We start from the raw sequence: 15,553 nt of genomic DNA, 5'->3' as shown, positions 1-15,553 counted from the left end.
TTACTGAATGATCAGGTTGTTAAACAACAAGTCCTCAACCACCGGCTTGCCGGTTTCGTCGCTCATGATCTGCTGGGTCTGCTTCAACGCTTCCTGACGCAGCTTTTCCTTCCCCTCGATGCTGTTCATCGCCTCGGAGGTTTGCTGGGTGAACAACGCCACCAGTTGATTGCGAATCAACGGTTCATTGGCCTTCACCTGTTTGGCGGCCTCATCACCGGTGACCCGCAACGCTACATCAGCCTTGAAGACCTTCAACTTCGCCGTGCCATCCAACCCATAGTTGCCCACGAATGGCGGGCTCAGGGTGAGGTAACTGACTTTCGGGGCTTCACCTTCTTTGGCGGCTTCTTCAGCCACTGCTGCCACAGGCAGAGACAGGGCCAGCAACAACATGATCCACGCTTTCACAATTCGCTCCTTATCCGGTTTGCGGCCTAGCATAACGACCCGCCGCGCAAGCACAAGCTTATGGCTGACTATCAGGGCGGGGCATGCTCGTTGACCCGTCGACTCACACACCTACACTTATCGGCCATCACTCCCAAAGGAATAGCCCTGATGAAAGCCGTGCTGTGCAAAGCCTTCGGCCCTGCCGAATCGCTGGTGCTGGAAGACGTCGCCAGTCCTGTCGCGAAGAAGAATGAAATCCTGCTGGACGTGCACGCCGCCGGGGTGAATTTCCCGGACACGCTGATCATCGAGGGCAAATACCAGTTCAAGCCGCCCTTCCCGTTTTCGCCGGGCGGCGAAGCGGCTGGCGTGGTTAGCGCGGTGGGCGAAAAAGTCAGCCACCTGAAAGTCGGCGATCGGGTCATGGCCCTCACCGGCTGGGGCAGTTTCGCCGAACAGGTCGCGGTGCCAGGCTACAACGTGCTGCCGATCCCGACCTCCATGGACTTCAACACCGCTGCCGCATTCAGCATGACTTACGGCACCTCGATGCACGCGCTCAAGCAACGCGGCAACCTGCAATCGGGTGAAACCTTGCTGGTGCTCGGTGCTTCCGGCGGTGTCGGCCTGGCCGCCGTGGAAATCGGCAAAGCCATGGGCGCCCGTGTAATCGCCGCCGCCAGCAGCGCCGAAAAACTGGCCGTGGCCAAGGCAGCCGGCGCCGATGAACTGATCAACTACACCGAAACCAGCCTCAAGGACGAAATCAAACGCCTGACCGATGGCCAGGGTGCAGACGTGATCTACGACCCGGTGGGCGGCGACCTGTTCGACCAGGCCATCCGCGCCATCGCCTGGAACGGCCGGTTGCTGGTGGTCGGCTTTGCCAGCGGCCGCATTCCGGAGTTGCCGGTGAACCTCGCACTGCTCAAGGGTGCAGCAGTAGTCGGCGTGTTCTGGGGCTCCTTCGCCCAGCGCCAACCGCAGGACAACGCGGCGAACTTCCAGCAATTGTTTGGCTGGTTCGCCGAGGGCAAATTGAAGCCGCTGGTGTCGCAGGTGTACCCGCTGAGCAACGCGGCGCAGGCGATCAATGATCTTGGCCAGCGCAAGGCGGTCGGGAAAGTGGTGGTGCAGGTTCGCTGAGTCGCCGCAGGATACAAAAAGGCCAGAACAACTGATGAGGTTGTTCTGGCCTTTTTATTTGCAGGTTTGAAAAACCGGCTGCCAATCATCGATTTCGATTGATGTGGCGGTAATTATGCACCGCCTACACCGCAGAAAATTTCTTTAGTTTGATACCCATACAGACACAAGGAGCAACTGTATGAGCGATCAAAACTGGACGCCTGGCTACATGAATATGGAAGATACGCCGTTAGTCATATCCCCGGATACCGAACAAGTTTTCGGAGATTATGAAGGTGGCGGATATGGCGGTTACATTCTACCCACTTACTTCCGAATGACCCCAAACATCGCCACAAAAGCCATGAGCGTAAGCAGCAACATAGAAACAGATTATCGCTCAAAACTTAGCAGCCTACCCGGACAAATACAGTCTGAACTATCCAGCAGTGGAGCAACAATTACAGCAACAAACACACCAACCGATCTTGCAACCATTGCGCGCGACAAATTCATCGTCGACAGAATTATTCAAATAAAAAATGCGGGACTGCAAAACAGTTCAGCAGAGGCGAACTCATTTTACGGAGGCGATCCGCACACCAAATCACAGCGGGACTACATAGAGACTTTCGACAGTTACATGCGACGCCAACGTAGCGCAGGGATCAAGACACAGAAACACTGGATAAAATCCTACACTGCCGGCTACTCGGCCAGACTTTATGCTGAATCCATTCGACTTCTTACGCAGCATTCCAATCAGTTAACTATCGCATACGCAAATGCACTGGCCCGTGAAGAAGCGGCGCGGCAGACAGAAACTCTGGCTCAAGAGATCGCCGAGAACGATGCACAGAACACAAACCTGCCTACGTCCAACGATACGCCAGCCTATGCACGTCCTTTAGTCATAAACCCCGATGGGCTGATCGCTGGATACGACGCCTTACCCACCTCCTTGGCAGGCGCGCTTGATGCTTTGGAAAAGGCCCTGTCAGCATTAGGACGTGGCCAGTTGGCTGCACTGCTGGCAACCGCTTTCTATTCGCCTCGGCTCGGAAACGGTGAACTGCAGCGCACCCCGGTGGTTCTGACAATGCCGCTGTCGCAACTTGTCACCGGAGACTACGCAGACCTGCTCACAGCTGATTCGATCAGTGTGCCGTATCGAGTGACGTCTACTGTTCATGGAGAACACACCCAGCTTTTTCTCTCCCCGACTGGTAAGGACCTGTCCGACAGAGTCCGGGTTAGAGAGGCAAAACTTGATCCATCGACCAACCTCTACACCTTCAGAACCGAGGGCTTCCATCCAAGAACACTGACCTGGACGCCCAGCAACGCGCCCGGCGAGGACGCTTTAGGTTCAACGGAACTACCCGAAGACCAGCCTGAAATCAAAATTTATCCAGGCGCCAGAGTAACCCCCGTTGAAGGCCGGATTGACGAGCATCCAGCGCGTGACGAGATTGATGTCGACGATTACGCCTTGGTTTTTCCCGCTGAATCCGGGATCAATCCTGTCTATGTCATGGCTAGCCGCAGCGGCCCGCGCTATGAACCGGGGACGGCGACTGGTGCAGGACAAGCTGTAGGAGCAAACTGGCTCGGGAACGCAGCGGAACCCAGTGGCTCTCCGATTCCTGTAAACATTGCGGATGGATTGCGTGGCCAGAATTTCAGGGACTTTAAAAATTTTCGAGAGAAGTTTTGGGAGTTAGTATCAAGCGACGCTGAATTGGCTAACCAATTCAGTAAATCCAATTTGAAATTGATGCGCAAAGGCTCTGCCCCCTTCCCTATTCCAGCTGAGCATGTAGGAGGAAGAGACAAGTTTGAAATTCATCATATAATGCCCATTTCAGAAGGTGGGGCCGTATATGACATGGAAAACCTGAGAGTCACCACTCCAAAGAATCACATTGAAATTCATAAAAAAGGAAATGAATGATGATTTTCAAAGACAAACTTGAAGACTACACAGAATCCGAGTTTCTTTCCTTTCTAAATGAGTTTTTCGAGGACACAAACGATCTACGAGGAGAGGAGTTAGGGGATTACACAAGCAAACTCGTACATCATTTCGAGCGCATCACCGAGCACCCTGAAAAGTCAGCTTTGATTTTCTATCCAGCGAGCGGGCGAGAAGATAGCCCCGAAGGAATTCTGAAAGAAATCAAAGAGTGGCGCAAAGCAAACGGCAAACCCGGTTTCAAATCAGAATAATTCGCTTCAGCTAAAAAGAGCGCGACCTTACTCGGTCGCGCTCCATATCTTCAGTCAAAGCAACTCACGAATTTCCTCTGGAAGAAAATGCACGTACCGGGTCGCCTGATGTGTATTACAACGCCTCACAATAGAAGGCACGCTCTTGTTGAGCTTGGCGATGAGCGCCAGACGCTTCTCCTCTGGCAACTGCGTCGGCGAAAGGGAGTGAGTCAGATAGCTGCGGGTCCTGTTGAACACCGGCATGTCCACCCACGAAAAATCCGCTAGCTGCAGTGCTGCCTTGGCAACGTCTCCACAACTCAACTTTTTCAACTCCTCATTAGCGTGAATCGGCAGCTCGTCGTCCAACCTGAAAACCATTGGCGCGACCACCTGGATTTCCGCAGGCCTCTCGCGGGAAATGTCCCAGGGTTTGTATCGCCATTGGCTCACCGCCGCTCGGGAGGCTTCGACAAGTTCAGGATGAGCGTCCTTTGAAGCCTCGACCTTGCTGACCGATCCATCGGCATGGGCGGTGAAATTGACACGCACCATACCGGTAATACCGGCCCGATAAAGCGCCACCGGATAAACCGGCTTGGGATTGTTCTCCGGAATCAGAAACACCTCACCGGCCCTGACCTCGATGGACAAAACCAGAAAAAACAAACACACAAACCACCGCATAACCCCACCCCTTCACCACTGAAAAGCCAGATCTGGCAACAGCACAAAGGTTAAGGCTCGGTGATTGTTTACATAACGCCATGGCTTCCTGTTCAAGCGCAGGACATTTCCCAAAGCCCTGCCCTACGCCGGGCATCGCTGCGTCATAAAAGGTTGTGAGGTAACAATTCCCACAGCGCCCTTCACTTATACCTGAGCGACATGTTCGTAAAAGAACATGCAATCTCCAACATTTCCGCTGTTTGGTCGATGTGAACCAGTGCTATTTTCGGTAACGAAACTGTAACATTCGCATCCGCAGTCAAAACAAGAAATCTGGAGCTCTTGAATGTTTGCTTTCTTTCGTCCTGCCGCACATCAGGCTCCATTGCCTGAAGAAAAAATAGACAGCGCCTACCGACGGCATCGCTGGCAGATCTTCGCCGGCATATTCATCGGCTATGCGGGTTACTACCTGCTGCGCAAAAACTTCTCCCTGGCCATGCCCTATCTGATCGAAGAGGGCTATACCCGCGGTGAGCTGGGCCTGGCGTTGTCGGCGATTGCTATCGCCTACGGCTTGTCCAAGTTCCTGATGGGCATTGTTTCCGACCGTTCCAACCCACGCTTCTTCCTGCCGTTCGGCTTGCTGGTTTCGGCTGGCGTGATGTTCATTTTCGGTTTTGCGCCCTGGGCCACGTCCAGCGTGACCATCATGTTCATCCTGCTGTTTATCAACGGCTGGGCGCAGGGCATGGGTTGGCCGCCGAGTGGCCGAACCATGGTCCACTGGTGGTCACAGAAGGAACGCGGGGGCGTGGTGTCCTTGTGGAACGTGGCGCACAACGTCGGTGGTGGTTTGATCGGCCCGCTGTTCCTGCTCGGCATGGGCCTGTTCAATGACTGGCACGCGGCGTTTTACGTGCCAGCGGCAGTGGCCATGGCCGTGGCGGTGTTTGCCTTCGCTACCATGCGCGACACGCCACAATCGGTCGGCCTGCCGCCGATCGAGAAGTACAAGAACGACTACCCGGAAGGCTACGACGCCAGTCACGAAGAAGAATTCAGCGCCAAGGAAATCTTCGTCAAATACGTGCTGCGCAACAAAATGCTCTGGTACATCGCCATGGCTAACGTCTTTGTCTACCTGCTGCGTTACGGCGTGCTGGACTGGGCACCGACCTACCTCAAGGAAGCCAAAGGTTTCAGCGTGGATAAAACCTCGTGGGCCTATTTCCTTTACGAGTGGGCAGGTATTCCCGGGACGCTTCTGTGCGGCTGGATGTCGGACAAGATCTTCCGTGGCAACCGTGGCCTGACCGGCATGGTGTTCATGGCGTTGGTGACCGTGGCGACGCTGGTTTACTGGCTCAACCCGGCCGGCAACCCGACGGTCGACATGATCGCGCTGATCTCGATTGGCTTCCTGATCTACGGCCCGGTGATGCTGATCGGTTTGCAAGCGCTGGAACTGGCGCCGAAGAAAGCCGCCGGTACGGCAGCGGGCTTCACGGGTCTGTTCGGTTACTTGGGTGGTTCAGTCGCGGCCAGTGCAGCCATGGGCTACACCGTGGACCATTTCGGCTGGGACGGCGGTTTCGTCTTGCTGATCGGCGCGTGCCTGCTGGCAATGGCCTTCCTTGCGCCAACCTTGTGGCACAAGCAGGTCGCCAGTCAGACCCGCGAAGCCATCGCCTGATCGACCTTTGATTTGCAGCGCTTGAGCCGCGCCTCCAGATTCCGGTCTGGCATGGCGTGGCTACGCAGGGCGTTGGCGGTCTGCTCGACATAATCGCGAGTGGTGCCGTAACGCCCGCAAGCGTTTTCGAACACGTGGCTCAGCACATGGTCCGGCAGGTTGCCGGCATAGCTGGGCAGGTGTCGCTCCAACACAAATCCCAATGCCTGAACCTGATTGCCATCTTCGAGACGGCAGTTCAACCAGTGTGGGCGATAAGAAGGGAATGGCATTTCGCGCTGCCACAAGGCATACAGCGACGCTTCGAGTTGTTCTTCCGGCAAGCGATAAGCGAAGCCGCTGCAAGAGCCGCCGCGATCCAGGCCAAACACCAGCCCCGGGACTTCCGGCGTGCCGCGATGTTCGTGGGACCACAGGTACAAACCGCGATGGTAGCCATGCACCCGACCGCGAACCCGTTCAACCGCCGCGCACTCAGGGCGCCAGATCAGCGAGCCGTAAGCGAACAGCCAGACCGGCCCACCCTTGTGGCGCGCCATGGTCGACTGCATCGAGCTGAGCAATTGTTCGTGCGTCAGCTGCGGCCCCAGATCGAGCCGCGGAGGGTAAGCCAGATTCATAAAAGCAGATTCAATGGCGCTCATGGCGAATAGCGTTCAGCTCCCCGCGGGTAATGAATTACTTAATAGAACGCACCGCTGTAACAATAAGGCACATATGTTTTAAGGCAATTTAAGTGCCACGGCACAGCTCTTAATTAATTGCCTGGATGCAATATAACCTACCGGCATTTATATAAATTTATAAATACCGATCGGCTATATATGAAGTTATATGTAGGAGCGAGCCTGCTCGCGATGGAGGCAGGGACAACGCGTTCATGCTGTTGCAGCGCGTTATCGTTGCCCCCCATCGCGAGCAGGCTCGCTCCTACAGGGGAAGCGTCATCCTCTGGGTGCGTAGGCAAACACATCAGCACGCATCTGATGAGCATCCATCCCGGCGTTGACCAACGCGTCCAGCGTCCCGTAGACCATCGCCGGTGAGCCGCTGGCGTATACATGCAGCGCTTTCAGATCGGGAAAATCCTCGCACACCGCCTCATGCAACATCCCGCAGCGTCCCTTCCAGCCACATTGATCGCTGACGACTTTATGCAGGAACAGATTCGGCAGTTTCTGCCATTCGTCCCAATGCTCGATCTCATAAAAGTCTTCAGGGCGACGCACGCCCCAGTACAGGTGAACCGGATGCTTGAAACCCGACGCCCGACAATGTTCGATCAGGCTATGGATCTGGCCCATGCCGGTGCCCGCAGCGATCAGCACCAGCGGACCGTCCGGCAACTCTGCCAGATGGGTATCGCCGAAGGGCATTTCGATCCGCACCATCGGATTGCGTTGCAGTTGCTCGATCAGGCTCAGCGCACTGCTTTCGCGCGCCAGTACGTGAATTTGCAGATCACGCCCCGCATGCGGTGCCGAGGCCAGGGAAAATGCGGATTTTTCGCCGTTCTCACGCTCGATCATCAAATACTGACCGGCGTGATAACGCGGTGGCTTGCCGGCTGGCGCGCGAAAACTCACGCGCCAGGTATCGCCGCCGACATCCTTGCACTCAATGACCTGACACGAGACGCTGCGCACCGGCAATTCTCCCAGCGCGAGCACGCCATCCCACAGCACAATGCAGTCTTCCAGCGGCTCTGCTATGCAAGTGTAGAACTCGCCATGGTCGCGCACACCACCGGCCTGCTCGACTCGCCCTTCCACCAGCAGCGCGGCGCACACATGGCAATTGCCGTTGCGACAGCTTTGCGGGCATTCATAGCCCAGGCGGCGCGCGCCATCGAGAATCCGCTCGCCGGGCAGTATCTCTAGCACTGCTCCGGAGGGCTGCAAAGTTACACGCATCAATCTATTCCTAACTGATTCCAGATGGCATCGATCCGTTGGGTGACGGCTTCATCCTTGACGATTACCCGGCCCCACTCGCGTGTGGTTTCGCCGGGCCATTTATGCGTGGCATCGAGCCCCATTTTCGAACCCAGGCCGGACACCGGCGAGGCGAAATCGAGGTAGTCGATCGGCGTGTTGTCGATCATCACCGTGTCGCGCTTGGGATCCATGCGCGTGGTGATGGCCCAGATCACGTCGTTCCAGTCCCGTGCGTTGATATCGTCGTCAGTGACGATAACGAACTTGGTGTACATGAACTGTCGCAAAAACGACCAGACACCGAGCATTACCCGCTTGGCATGACCGGGATACGACTTCTTCATGGTCACGATGGCCATGCGGTACGAGCAGCCTTCGGGCGGCAGGTAGAAGTCGGTGATTTCCGGGAACTGCTTCTGCAGGATCGGCACGAACACTTCGTTCAGCGCGACACCGAGAATCGCCGGCTCATCCGGCGGACGACCGGTGTAGGTGCTGTGGTAGATCGGTTTGATCCGGTGGGTAATGCGCTCGACGGTGAACACCGGGAAGCTGTCGACTTCGTTGTAGTAACCGGTGTGGTCGCCGTACGGACCTTCGTCGGCCATTTCGCCTGGATGGATCACGCCTTCAAGGATGATCTCGGCGGTGGCCGGCACTTGCAGGTCGTTGCCACGGCACTTCACCAGTTCGGTGCGATTACCGCGCAGCAAACCGGCAAAAGCGTATTCGGAAAGGCTGTCCGGTACCGGCGTCACAGCGCCGAGGATGGTCGCCGGGTCAGCGCCGAGCGCTACGGACACCGGGAACGGCTGGCCCGGATGCTTCTCGCACCACTCGCGGTAATCCAGCGCACCGCCACGGTGGCTGAGCCAACGCATGATGACCTTGTTGCGGCCGATCACTTGCTGACGGTAGATGCCGAGGTTCTGCCGGTCCTTGTTCGGGCCTTTGGTGACGGTCAGGCCCCAGGTGATCAGCGGGCCGACGTCGCCCGGCCAGCAGGTCTGCACCGGGAGCATCGCGAGGTCGACGTCGTCGCCTTCGATGACCACTTCCTGGCACACCGCGTCTTTGACGACTTTGGGCGCCATGGCGATGATCTTGCGGAAGATCGGCAGCTTCGACCAAGCGTCCTTCAGGCCTTTCGGCGGCTCGGGTTCCTTGAGGAACGCCAGCAGCTTGCCGATCTCGCGCAGTTCGCTCACCGCTTCTGCGCCCATGCCCAGCGCAACACGCTCGGGGGTGCCGAACAGATTGCCGAGGACGGGAATGTCATAGCCCGTCGGGTTCTCGAAAAGCAGGGCCGGACCTTTGGCACGCAAGGTGCGGTCACAGACCTCGGTCATTTCGAGCACCGGGGACACCGGAACCTGGATGCGCTTGAGTTCGCCGCGCTGTTCCAGGCCGCTGATAAAGTCGCGCAAGTCGCGATACTGCATGCGTGAGCCTCGTGTTGGCCGTGGCGTTCGGGGGCCGGCAGTTTAGCGCCGAACCCCTCTGTTCAGAACAACGAAGTGCCGTTCATCAAAAATCAGATAGCAAAAAGCCGGGTTTCCCCGGCTTTTGCTGGTCTATCGACTTACTTGCGTTTCATCGACAGGAAGAACTCATCGTTGGTCTTGGTCGTTTTCAGCTTGTCGACCAGGAACTCGATGGCAGCGATCTCATCCATCGGGTGCAGCAGCTTGCGCAGGATCCACATGCGCTGCAACTCGTCGTCGGCCGTCAGCAACTCTTCACGGCGGGTGCCGGAACGGTTGATGTTGATGGCCGGGAAGACGCGTTTTTCAGCGATACGGCGATCCAGCGGCAGTTCCATGTTGCCCGTGCCTTTGAACTCTTCGTAGATCACTTCGTCCATCTTCGAGCCGGTTTCAACCAGCGCGGTGGCGATGATGGTCAGCGAACCGCCTTCTTCGATGTTCCGCGCGGCGCCGAAGAAACGTTTCGGTTTCTCCAGGGCGTGAGCATCGACACCACCGGTGAGCACTTTGCCGGAGCTCGGGATCACGGTGTTGTAGGCGCGAGCCAGACGGGTGATGGAGTCGAGCAGGATCACCACGTCTTTCTTGTGTTCGACCAGGCGCTTGGCCTTCTCGATCACCATTTCGGCAACCTGCACGTGGCGGGTTGGCGGCTCGTCGAACGTCGAGGCAACCACTTCGCCGCGCACGGTGCGCTGCATTTCGGTTACTTCTTCCGGACGTTCGTCGATCAGCAATACGATCAGATGAACTTCAGGGTTGTTACGTGCGATGTTCGCCGCGATGTTCTGCAGCATGATCGTTTTACCGGCTTTCGGCGGTGCAACGATCAGACCGCGCTGGCCTTTACCGATCGGGGCGCACAGGTCGATGACACGACCGGTCAAGTCTTCGGTGGAACCGTTGCCGGCTTCCATCTTCATGCGCACAGTCGGGAACAGCGGGGTCAGGTTCTCGAAGAGAATCTTGTTTTTCGCGTTCTCGGGACGATCGTAGTTGATCGTGTCGACCTTGAGCAGCGCGAAATAACGCTCGCCTTCCTTTGGAGGGCGGATCTTGCCAACGATGGTGTCACCGGTGCGCAAGTTGAAACGGCGGATCTGGCTCGGCGAGACGTAGATATCGTCCGGGCCGGCGAGATAGGAAGCGTCAGCGGAGCGCAGGAAGCCGAAGCCGTCCTGGAGAATCTCCAGCACGCCATCACCGGAGATTTCCTCGCCGCTTTTAGCGTGCTTCTTGAGCAGGGAGAAAATCACGTCCTGCTTGCGCGAACGGGCCATATTTTCTATGCCCATCTGTTCGGCCAATTCGAGCAGTTCGGTAATCGGCTTTTGCTTGAGTTCAGTCAGATTCATATAGGAATGACGTAATCATTTATGGAGGGGGGGAAATTAAGCTTTTGGCTTAATGAGGCCGCGCCGCGGAGAAGGCGACAGGATCGCGTACTTATTCGAAAAGGAGTGCGTCGGCGACGGCTAGCAGGGGGCAGTGGAGAAACCAGTGCGGGGCCGAATGTAACACCTGAGTTTCGGAGCGTCTAGCCCTCAATAACGAAAAAGCCCCGCAATATGCGGGGCCTTTTTTCGGACACTTTACAAACGACGCTTAGATGTTGGCGTCGAGGAAAGCGGCCAGTTGCGACTTCGACAGTGCGCCGACCTTGGTCGCTTCAACGTTGCCGTTCTTGAACAGCATCAGGGTCGGGATACCACGCACGCCATGCTTGGCCGGGGTTTCCTGGTTTTCGTCGATGTTCAGTTTGGCAACGGTCAGCTTGCCTTTGTAGGTTTCAGCAATCTCGTCCAGAACAGGAGCGATCATTTTGCAAGGGCCGCACCACTCAGCCCAGTAGTCGACCAGTACAGCGCCTTCGGCCTTGAGTACGTCGGCCTCGAAGCTAGCGTCGCTAACGTGTTTGATAAGATCGCTGCTCATGGAAGTCTCCAGGTTGTAAGCAAAAAAACGTGGCCCATCATAGCCGCCCTTCCCTCGTTCAGGAAGGTGCAGATGATTGAGTCTCACTATGGTGGTGCATGAGTTTGGGTATAGCTCAAGTCAGGATGTGGCGGGAGCGACGAAGGCAATTCCGGTGCGCAGGGCAGCGTTGCGCACATGTTCGTGCATGGCCTTCTGCGCCGCGCCGGACGAACGCCGGGCCAGTGCACGGAGGATTTTGCGGTGCTCGTGCCAGGTTTCCATGGCCCGTTCGGCCCGGATGAACGGTAGCTTCTGGCTCTCCAGGAAAATGTCGGCGCTGGCCGTCAGGATGCTCAGCATCGCCTGATTACCGCTGGCCAGCAGGATGCGCCGGTGAAACTCGAAGTCCAGGCGCGCCGCCGACTCGAAGTCACCCACCTTCAGTTCATTACGCATAGCGGCCACGTTATCCTCCAAAGCATCGAGCTCATCGGTGCTCAACGTCACGGCGGCCAACCCGGCGGCAAAACCTTCCAGGGCGTAGCGCAACTGGAAGATATCCAGCGGTGACGCCTGTGCCGCGAACGGCCAGCTCAGCGCCGCATCTGAGCGAGGCAAGTCCACCGGCGCCTGCACGAAAACGCCTTTGCCCGGCTGAATGCTGATCACGCCCAAGGCACTCAGCGACGACAACGCTTCGCGCAACGACGCCCGACTGACCCCCAATTGCACCGCCAGATCCCGCTGCGAAGGCAAGGCATCCCCCGGCCCGAAACCTTGTTCGGCGATCAGTTTGCGGATGGCTTGCAGCGCCACTTCAGGTACAGCTCGGGAGATCGAATTCATGGTTTTCGGACGAACCAGGCGAATGAGCGGCTAGTTTTAAAGCTATTCGCGGCGCCCGGCAAGTCGTGCCCCACCGGGGTTCGGTAATGGCCGACGATGCGCTATCAGAGTGCGAAACACGGACTGACTGTTCAGACCAGTAAGACCGAACAACACCAGTAAAACCGTGGCCTGGCACGGCAAAAACCCAATGTTGGCATGGCCCGTGCTCTGTCGATCCGCAGAAATCATTCCTCGCCGATCCGGAGATTTGCCATGACCCTGCGTTACAGCGCCCTCCTCGCCTCCCTGTTCGCCAGCCTGCTGCTGAGCCAGGTGCCCGCCCACGCCGACGGTCTGGAGGATGTGGTCAAACGCGGCGTCCTCAAGGTTGCCGTGCCTCAGGACTTCCCGCCGTTCGGCTCGGTCGGCCCGGACATGAAACCCCGCGGCCTCGATATCGACACCGCCAAACTGCTGGCCGACCAACTCAAGGTCAAGCTTGAACTGACGCCGGTCAACAGCACCAACCGCATCCCGTTCCTGACCACCGGCAAGGTCGATCTGGTGATCTCCAGCCTCGGCAAGAACCCCGAGCGCGAGAAAGTCATCGACTTCTCCAGCGCCTACGCGCCGTTCTACCTCGCGGTATTCGGCCCGCCGGATGCCGCCATCAAAGGCCTGGACGACCTCAAGGGCAAAACCATCAGCGTCACCCGTGGCGCCATCGAAGACATCGAACTGACCAAAGTCGCCCCCGAAGGCGTCACCATCAAGCGCTTCGAAGACAACAACTCGACCATCGCCGCCTACCTCGCCGGGCAGGTTGACCTGATCGCCAGCGGTAACGTGGTGATGGTCGCGATCAGCGAGAAAAGCCCAAAACGCGTGCCCGCGCTGAAAGTGAAGCTCAAGGATTCGCCGGTCTACGTCGGCGTAAACAAGAACGAGCCGGCGTTGCTGGGCAAGGTCAACCAGATCCTCGCCACCGCCAAGACTGACGGCGCGCTGGAAAAAAACTCACAGACCTGGCTGAAAGAGCCGCTGCCGGCCGATCTCTGATCGTCGCGCGGGAGATTTGATATGGCCTATCAGTTCGACTTTCTGCCGGTGGTGCAAAACACCGACCTGCTCGTGCGCGGTGCGCTGTTCACTCTGGAGCTGACGGCCATCGGTGCGCTGCTCGGCGTCGGCCTGGGCATTGTCGGCGCGCTGGTGCGGGCGTGGAATATCCGCCCGTTCTCGGCGATCTTCGGGGTTTACGTCGAGTTGATCCGCAACACGCCGTTCCTGGTGCAGTTGTTTTTCATCTTCTTCGGTTTGCCATCGCTGGGCGTGCAGATTTCCGAATGGCAGGCGGCGGTGCTGGCGATGGTGATCAACCTCGGCGCTTATTCGACCGAAATCATCCGCGCCGGCATTCAAGCGATCCCTCGCGGGCAACTGGAAGCCGCAGCGGCATTGGCGATGACCCGGCTCGAAGCCTTCCGCCATGTGGTCCTGCTACCAGCGCTGGGCAAGGTGTGGCCGGCGCTGAGCAGCCAGATCATCATCGTCATGCTCGGCTCGGCGGTCTGTTCGCAGATCGCCACCGAAGAGCTGAGCTTTGCCGCCAACTTCATTCAGTCGCGCAACTTCCGCGCTTTTGAAACCTACGCCCTGACCACGCTGATCTACCTGTGCATGGCGCTGCTGATCCGCCAATTGCTGAACTGGATCGGTCGTCGTTACATAGCAAGGAGCAGCCAATGAGCGATTTCACGTTCTGGGACATCGTGCGCAACTTGCTCACAGGCCTGCAATGGACGCTGGCGCTGTCGCTGGTGGCGTTTATCGGCGGCGGGTTGATCGGCTTGCTGATCATGGTCATGCGCATTTCAAAAAATGCCCTGCCGCGCAACGTTGCACGCACCTACATCGAGCTGTTCCAGGGCACGCCGCTACTGATGCAGCTGTTCCTGGTGTTTTTCGGGGTGGCGCTGGCCGGGGTGGAAATTTCGGCGTGGATGGCGGCGGCGATTGCCCTGACCCTGTTTACCAGCGCTTACCTGGCGGAGATCTGGCGCGGCTGCGTGGATTCGATCCCCAACGGTCAGTGGGAAGCTTCGTCGAGCCTGGCGCTCAACCCGCTGGAGCAACTGCGCTACGTGATCCTGCCGCAAGCGTTGCGCATCGCCGTGGCGCCGACCGTGGGTTTCTCGGTGCAAGTGGTCAAAGGCACCGCCGTGACCTCGATCATCGGCTTCACCGAACTGACCAAGACCGGCGGGATGCTCGCCAACGCGACCTTCGAACCGTTCATGGTCTACGGCCTCGTAGCCCTCGGCTACTTCCTGCTCTGCTACCCCTTGTCCCTCAGTGCGCGCTACCTGGAAAGGAGACTGCATGCCTCTGCTTAGAATTTCCGCCCTGCATAAATATTACGGCGACCACCATGTACTCAAAGGCATCGACCTCAGCGTCGAGGAAGGCCAGGTGGTGGCGATCATCGGCCGCAGCGGCTCGGGCAAATCGACCTTGTTGCGCACGCTGAACGGCCTGGAGTCGATCAACGACGGCGTGATCGAAGTCGACGGCGAATACCTCGATGCCGCGCGTGCCGATTTGCGCAGCCTGCGGCAGAAAGTCGGGATGGTGTTTCAGCAGTTCAACCTGTTCCCGCACCTGACGGTGGGCGAAAACGTGATGCTCGCGCCGCAAGTGGTGCAAAAAGTGCCCAAGGCCAGAGCGGTAGAGTTGGCGCGGGAGATGCTGGAACGGGTCGGGTTGGGCGAGAAGTTTGATGCGTTCCCGGATCGGCTGTCCGGCGGGCAGCAGCAGCGCGTGGCGATTGCCCGGGCGCTGGCGATGTCGCCGAAGGTGTTGCTGTGCGACGAGATTACTTCGGCGCTGGACCCGGAACTGGTCAATGAGGTGCTGAGCGTGGTTCGGCAACTGGCCAAGGAAGGTATGACGCTGATCATGGTCACCCATGAAATGCGCTTTGCCCGGGAGGTTGGGGATAAGTTGGTGTTCATGCATCAGGGGAAGGTGCATGAGGTGGGGGATCCGAAGATTCTGTTCGCGAACCCGCAGACGGCGGAGCTGGCGAATTTTATCGGGACGGTTGAAGCGGCGGTCTGAAGTATCTTCGATGACTGTGAGGCCGTCTTCGCGGGCAAGCCTCGCTCCTACAGATTCAGGCTGTTCGCGGAACATTCACACGCCGCCAACCTGTAGGAGCGAGGCTTGCCCGCGAAGGCGTCCGTAAGATAACTGATCTTTCCTGCTCAGGATCAAGGCTTTGCGCC

At 57.8% G+C, this 15,553-nt stretch carries 16 protein-coding genes; 8 read left to right on the top strand and 8 right to left on the bottom strand.

The window, feature by feature from the left end; translation table 11 throughout:
- On the bottom strand, window positions 1–411 hold the full coding sequence (locus tag KGB24_RS16205; RefSeq protein WP_032828551.1) for a flagellar basal body-associated protein FliL: 411 nt from the start codon (window positions 409–411) through the stop codon (window positions 1–3).
- Between the two features lie 150 nt (window positions 412–561).
- Here KGB24_RS16205 and KGB24_RS16200 point away from each other — a divergent pair, with 150 nt between their 5' ends.
- The 3 genes from KGB24_RS16200 (at window position 562) to KGB24_RS16190 (ending at window position 3,750) form a co-directional block, all read left to right on the top strand.
- Window positions 562–1,539, top strand: coding sequence for an NADPH:quinone oxidoreductase family protein (locus KGB24_RS16200; RefSeq protein WP_223413763.1), 978 nt, complete (start codon window positions 562–564; stop codon window positions 1,537–1,539).
- 181 nt (window positions 1,540–1,720) lie between these two features.
- Window positions 1,721–3,475, top strand: coding sequence for an S-type pyocin domain-containing protein (locus KGB24_RS16195; protein ID WP_223413764.1), 1,755 nt, complete (start codon window positions 1,721–1,723; stop codon window positions 3,473–3,475).
- On the top strand, window positions 3,475–3,750 hold the full coding sequence (locus KGB24_RS16190) for a bacteriocin immunity protein (protein WP_008024275.1): 276 nt from the start codon (window positions 3,475–3,477) through the stop codon (window positions 3,748–3,750). The genes KGB24_RS16195 and KGB24_RS16190 overlap by 1 nt, the downstream gene beginning before the upstream one ends.
- A 54-nt stretch (window positions 3,751–3,804) precedes the next feature.
- Here the strand turns inward: KGB24_RS16190 and KGB24_RS16185 are convergent, their stop codons facing one another.
- Entirely contained in the window at window positions 3,805–4,419 is a 615-nt protein-coding gene (locus KGB24_RS16185) for an energy transducer TonB (protein WP_223413766.1), read from the bottom strand.
- A 328-nt stretch (window positions 4,420–4,747) separates the two neighbouring features.
- Between KGB24_RS16185 and glpT the strand changes: the two genes are divergently transcribed.
- Window positions 4,748–6,097, top strand: a complete 1,350-nt coding sequence (glpT, locus tag KGB24_RS16180; RefSeq protein WP_008024279.1) for a glycerol-3-phosphate transporter — start codon at window positions 4,748–4,750, stop codon at window positions 6,095–6,097.
- On the opposite strand, the gene KGB24_RS16175 is transcribed toward glpT, so the two are convergent.
- From KGB24_RS16175 to KGB24_RS16150, 6 genes are all read right to left on the bottom strand, one after another.
- Window positions 6,073–6,741 (bottom strand): gamma-glutamylcyclotransferase, encoded by a 669-nt coding sequence (locus KGB24_RS16175; RefSeq protein WP_192227496.1) that lies wholly within the window; start codon window positions 6,739–6,741, stop codon window positions 6,073–6,075. The two genes, glpT and KGB24_RS16175, sit on opposite strands and share 25 nt — an antisense overlap.
- 300 nt (window positions 6,742–7,041) lie before the next feature.
- On the bottom strand, window positions 7,042–8,010 hold the full coding sequence (locus tag KGB24_RS16170) for a CDP-6-deoxy-delta-3,4-glucoseen reductase (RefSeq protein WP_008040685.1): 969 nt from the start codon (window positions 8,008–8,010) through the stop codon (window positions 7,042–7,044).
- A complete protein-coding gene (gene ubiD / locus KGB24_RS16165; protein WP_008024285.1) occupies window positions 8,010–9,476 on the bottom strand; it encodes a 4-hydroxy-3-polyprenylbenzoate decarboxylase in 1,467 nt (488 codons plus the stop codon). Before ubiD ends, KGB24_RS16170 begins: the two co-directional genes overlap by 1 nt.
- Before the next feature lie 140 nt (window positions 9,477–9,616).
- Window positions 9,617–10,876 (bottom strand): transcription termination factor Rho, encoded by a 1,260-nt coding sequence (rho, locus tag KGB24_RS16160; protein ID WP_007942421.1) that lies wholly within the window; start codon window positions 10,874–10,876, stop codon window positions 9,617–9,619.
- A gap of 250 nt (window positions 10,877–11,126) precedes the next feature.
- Window positions 11,127–11,456 (bottom strand): thioredoxin TrxA, encoded by a 330-nt coding sequence (gene trxA, locus KGB24_RS16155; RefSeq protein ID WP_003206727.1) that lies wholly within the window; start codon window positions 11,454–11,456, stop codon window positions 11,127–11,129.
- Between the two features lie 120 nt (window positions 11,457–11,576).
- Window positions 11,577–12,284: a FadR/GntR family transcriptional regulator gene (locus KGB24_RS16150; protein ID WP_223413767.1), complete on the bottom strand. Its 708-nt coding sequence runs from the start codon at window positions 12,282–12,284 to the stop codon at window positions 11,577–11,579.
- A 255-nt stretch (window positions 12,285–12,539) separates the two neighbouring features.
- On the opposite strand from KGB24_RS16150, the gene KGB24_RS16145 reads away from it, so the two are divergent.
- From KGB24_RS16145 to KGB24_RS16130, 4 genes are read left to right on the top strand one after another with little or no spacing between them, the layout of a single operon-like run.
- Window positions 12,540–13,325 (top strand): transporter substrate-binding domain-containing protein, encoded by a 786-nt coding sequence (locus KGB24_RS16145; RefSeq protein WP_008024289.1) that lies wholly within the window; start codon window positions 12,540–12,542, stop codon window positions 13,323–13,325.
- 21 nt (window positions 13,326–13,346) lie between these two features.
- Window positions 13,347–14,015: an amino acid ABC transporter permease gene (locus KGB24_RS16140; RefSeq protein WP_223413768.1), complete on the top strand. Its 669-nt coding sequence runs from the start codon at window positions 13,347–13,349 to the stop codon at window positions 14,013–14,015.
- A complete protein-coding gene (locus tag KGB24_RS16135; RefSeq protein ID WP_008024293.1) occupies window positions 14,012–14,662 on the top strand; it encodes an amino acid ABC transporter permease in 651 nt (216 codons plus the stop codon). The genes KGB24_RS16140 and KGB24_RS16135 overlap by 4 nt, the downstream gene beginning before the upstream one ends.
- Complete coding sequence (locus KGB24_RS16130; protein ID WP_223413769.1) at window positions 14,649–15,386, top strand: amino acid ABC transporter ATP-binding protein; 738 nt, start codon at window positions 14,649–14,651, stop codon at window positions 15,384–15,386. Before KGB24_RS16135 ends, KGB24_RS16130 begins: the two co-directional genes overlap by 14 nt.
- Window positions 15,387–15,553 lie beyond the last annotated feature (167 nt).

It is taken from the genome of Pseudomonas sp. BF-RE-25 (assembly GCF_019956105.1).
Taxonomy (GTDB): Bacteria; Pseudomonadota; Gammaproteobacteria; order Pseudomonadales; family Pseudomonadaceae; genus Aquipseudomonas; species Aquipseudomonas migulae.
This window is presented reverse-complemented; position numbering and strand designations above follow the sequence as displayed.

Coding starts and splice junctions, on each gene's coding strand:
- KGB24_RS16135 (WP_008024293.1), top strand. CDS start 14,012: ATGAGCGATTTCACGTTCTGGGACATCGTGCGCAACTTGCTCACAGGC.
- KGB24_RS16150 (WP_223413767.1), bottom strand. CDS start 12,284: ATGAATTCGATCTCCCGAGCTGTACCTGAAGTGGCGCTGCAAGCCATC.
- KGB24_RS16200 (WP_223413763.1), top strand. CDS start 562: ATGAAAGCCGTGCTGTGCAAAGCCTTCGGCCCTGCCGAATCGCTGGTG.
- KGB24_RS16175 (WP_192227496.1), bottom strand. CDS start 6,741: ATGAGCGCCATTGAATCTGCTTTTATGAATCTGGCTTACCCTCCGCGG.
- KGB24_RS16195 (WP_223413764.1), top strand. CDS start 1,721: ATGAGCGATCAAAACTGGACGCCTGGCTACATGAATATGGAAGATACG.
- trxA (WP_003206727.1), bottom strand. CDS start 11,456: ATGAGCAGCGATCTTATCAAACACGTTAGCGACGCTAGCTTCGAGGCC.
- rho (WP_007942421.1), bottom strand. CDS start 10,876: ATGAATCTGACTGAACTCAAGCAAAAGCCGATTACCGAACTGCTCGAA.
- KGB24_RS16130 (WP_223413769.1), top strand. CDS start 14,649: ATGCCTCTGCTTAGAATTTCCGCCCTGCATAAATATTACGGCGACCAC.
- KGB24_RS16145 (WP_008024289.1), top strand. CDS start 12,540: ATGACCCTGCGTTACAGCGCCCTCCTCGCCTCCCTGTTCGCCAGCCTG.
- ubiD (WP_008024285.1), bottom strand. CDS start 9,476: ATGCAGTATCGCGACTTGCGCGACTTTATCAGCGGCCTGGAACAGCGC.
- glpT (WP_008024279.1), top strand. CDS start 4,748: ATGTTTGCTTTCTTTCGTCCTGCCGCACATCAGGCTCCATTGCCTGAA.
- KGB24_RS16140 (WP_223413768.1), top strand. CDS start 13,347: ATGGCCTATCAGTTCGACTTTCTGCCGGTGGTGCAAAACACCGACCTG.
- KGB24_RS16190 (WP_008024275.1), top strand. CDS start 3,475: ATGATTTTCAAAGACAAACTTGAAGACTACACAGAATCCGAGTTTCTT.
- KGB24_RS16185 (WP_223413766.1), bottom strand. CDS start 4,419: ATGCGGTGGTTTGTGTGTTTGTTTTTTCTGGTTTTGTCCATCGAGGTC.
- KGB24_RS16170 (WP_008040685.1), bottom strand. CDS start 8,010: ATGCGTGTAACTTTGCAGCCCTCCGGAGCAGTGCTAGAGATACTGCCC.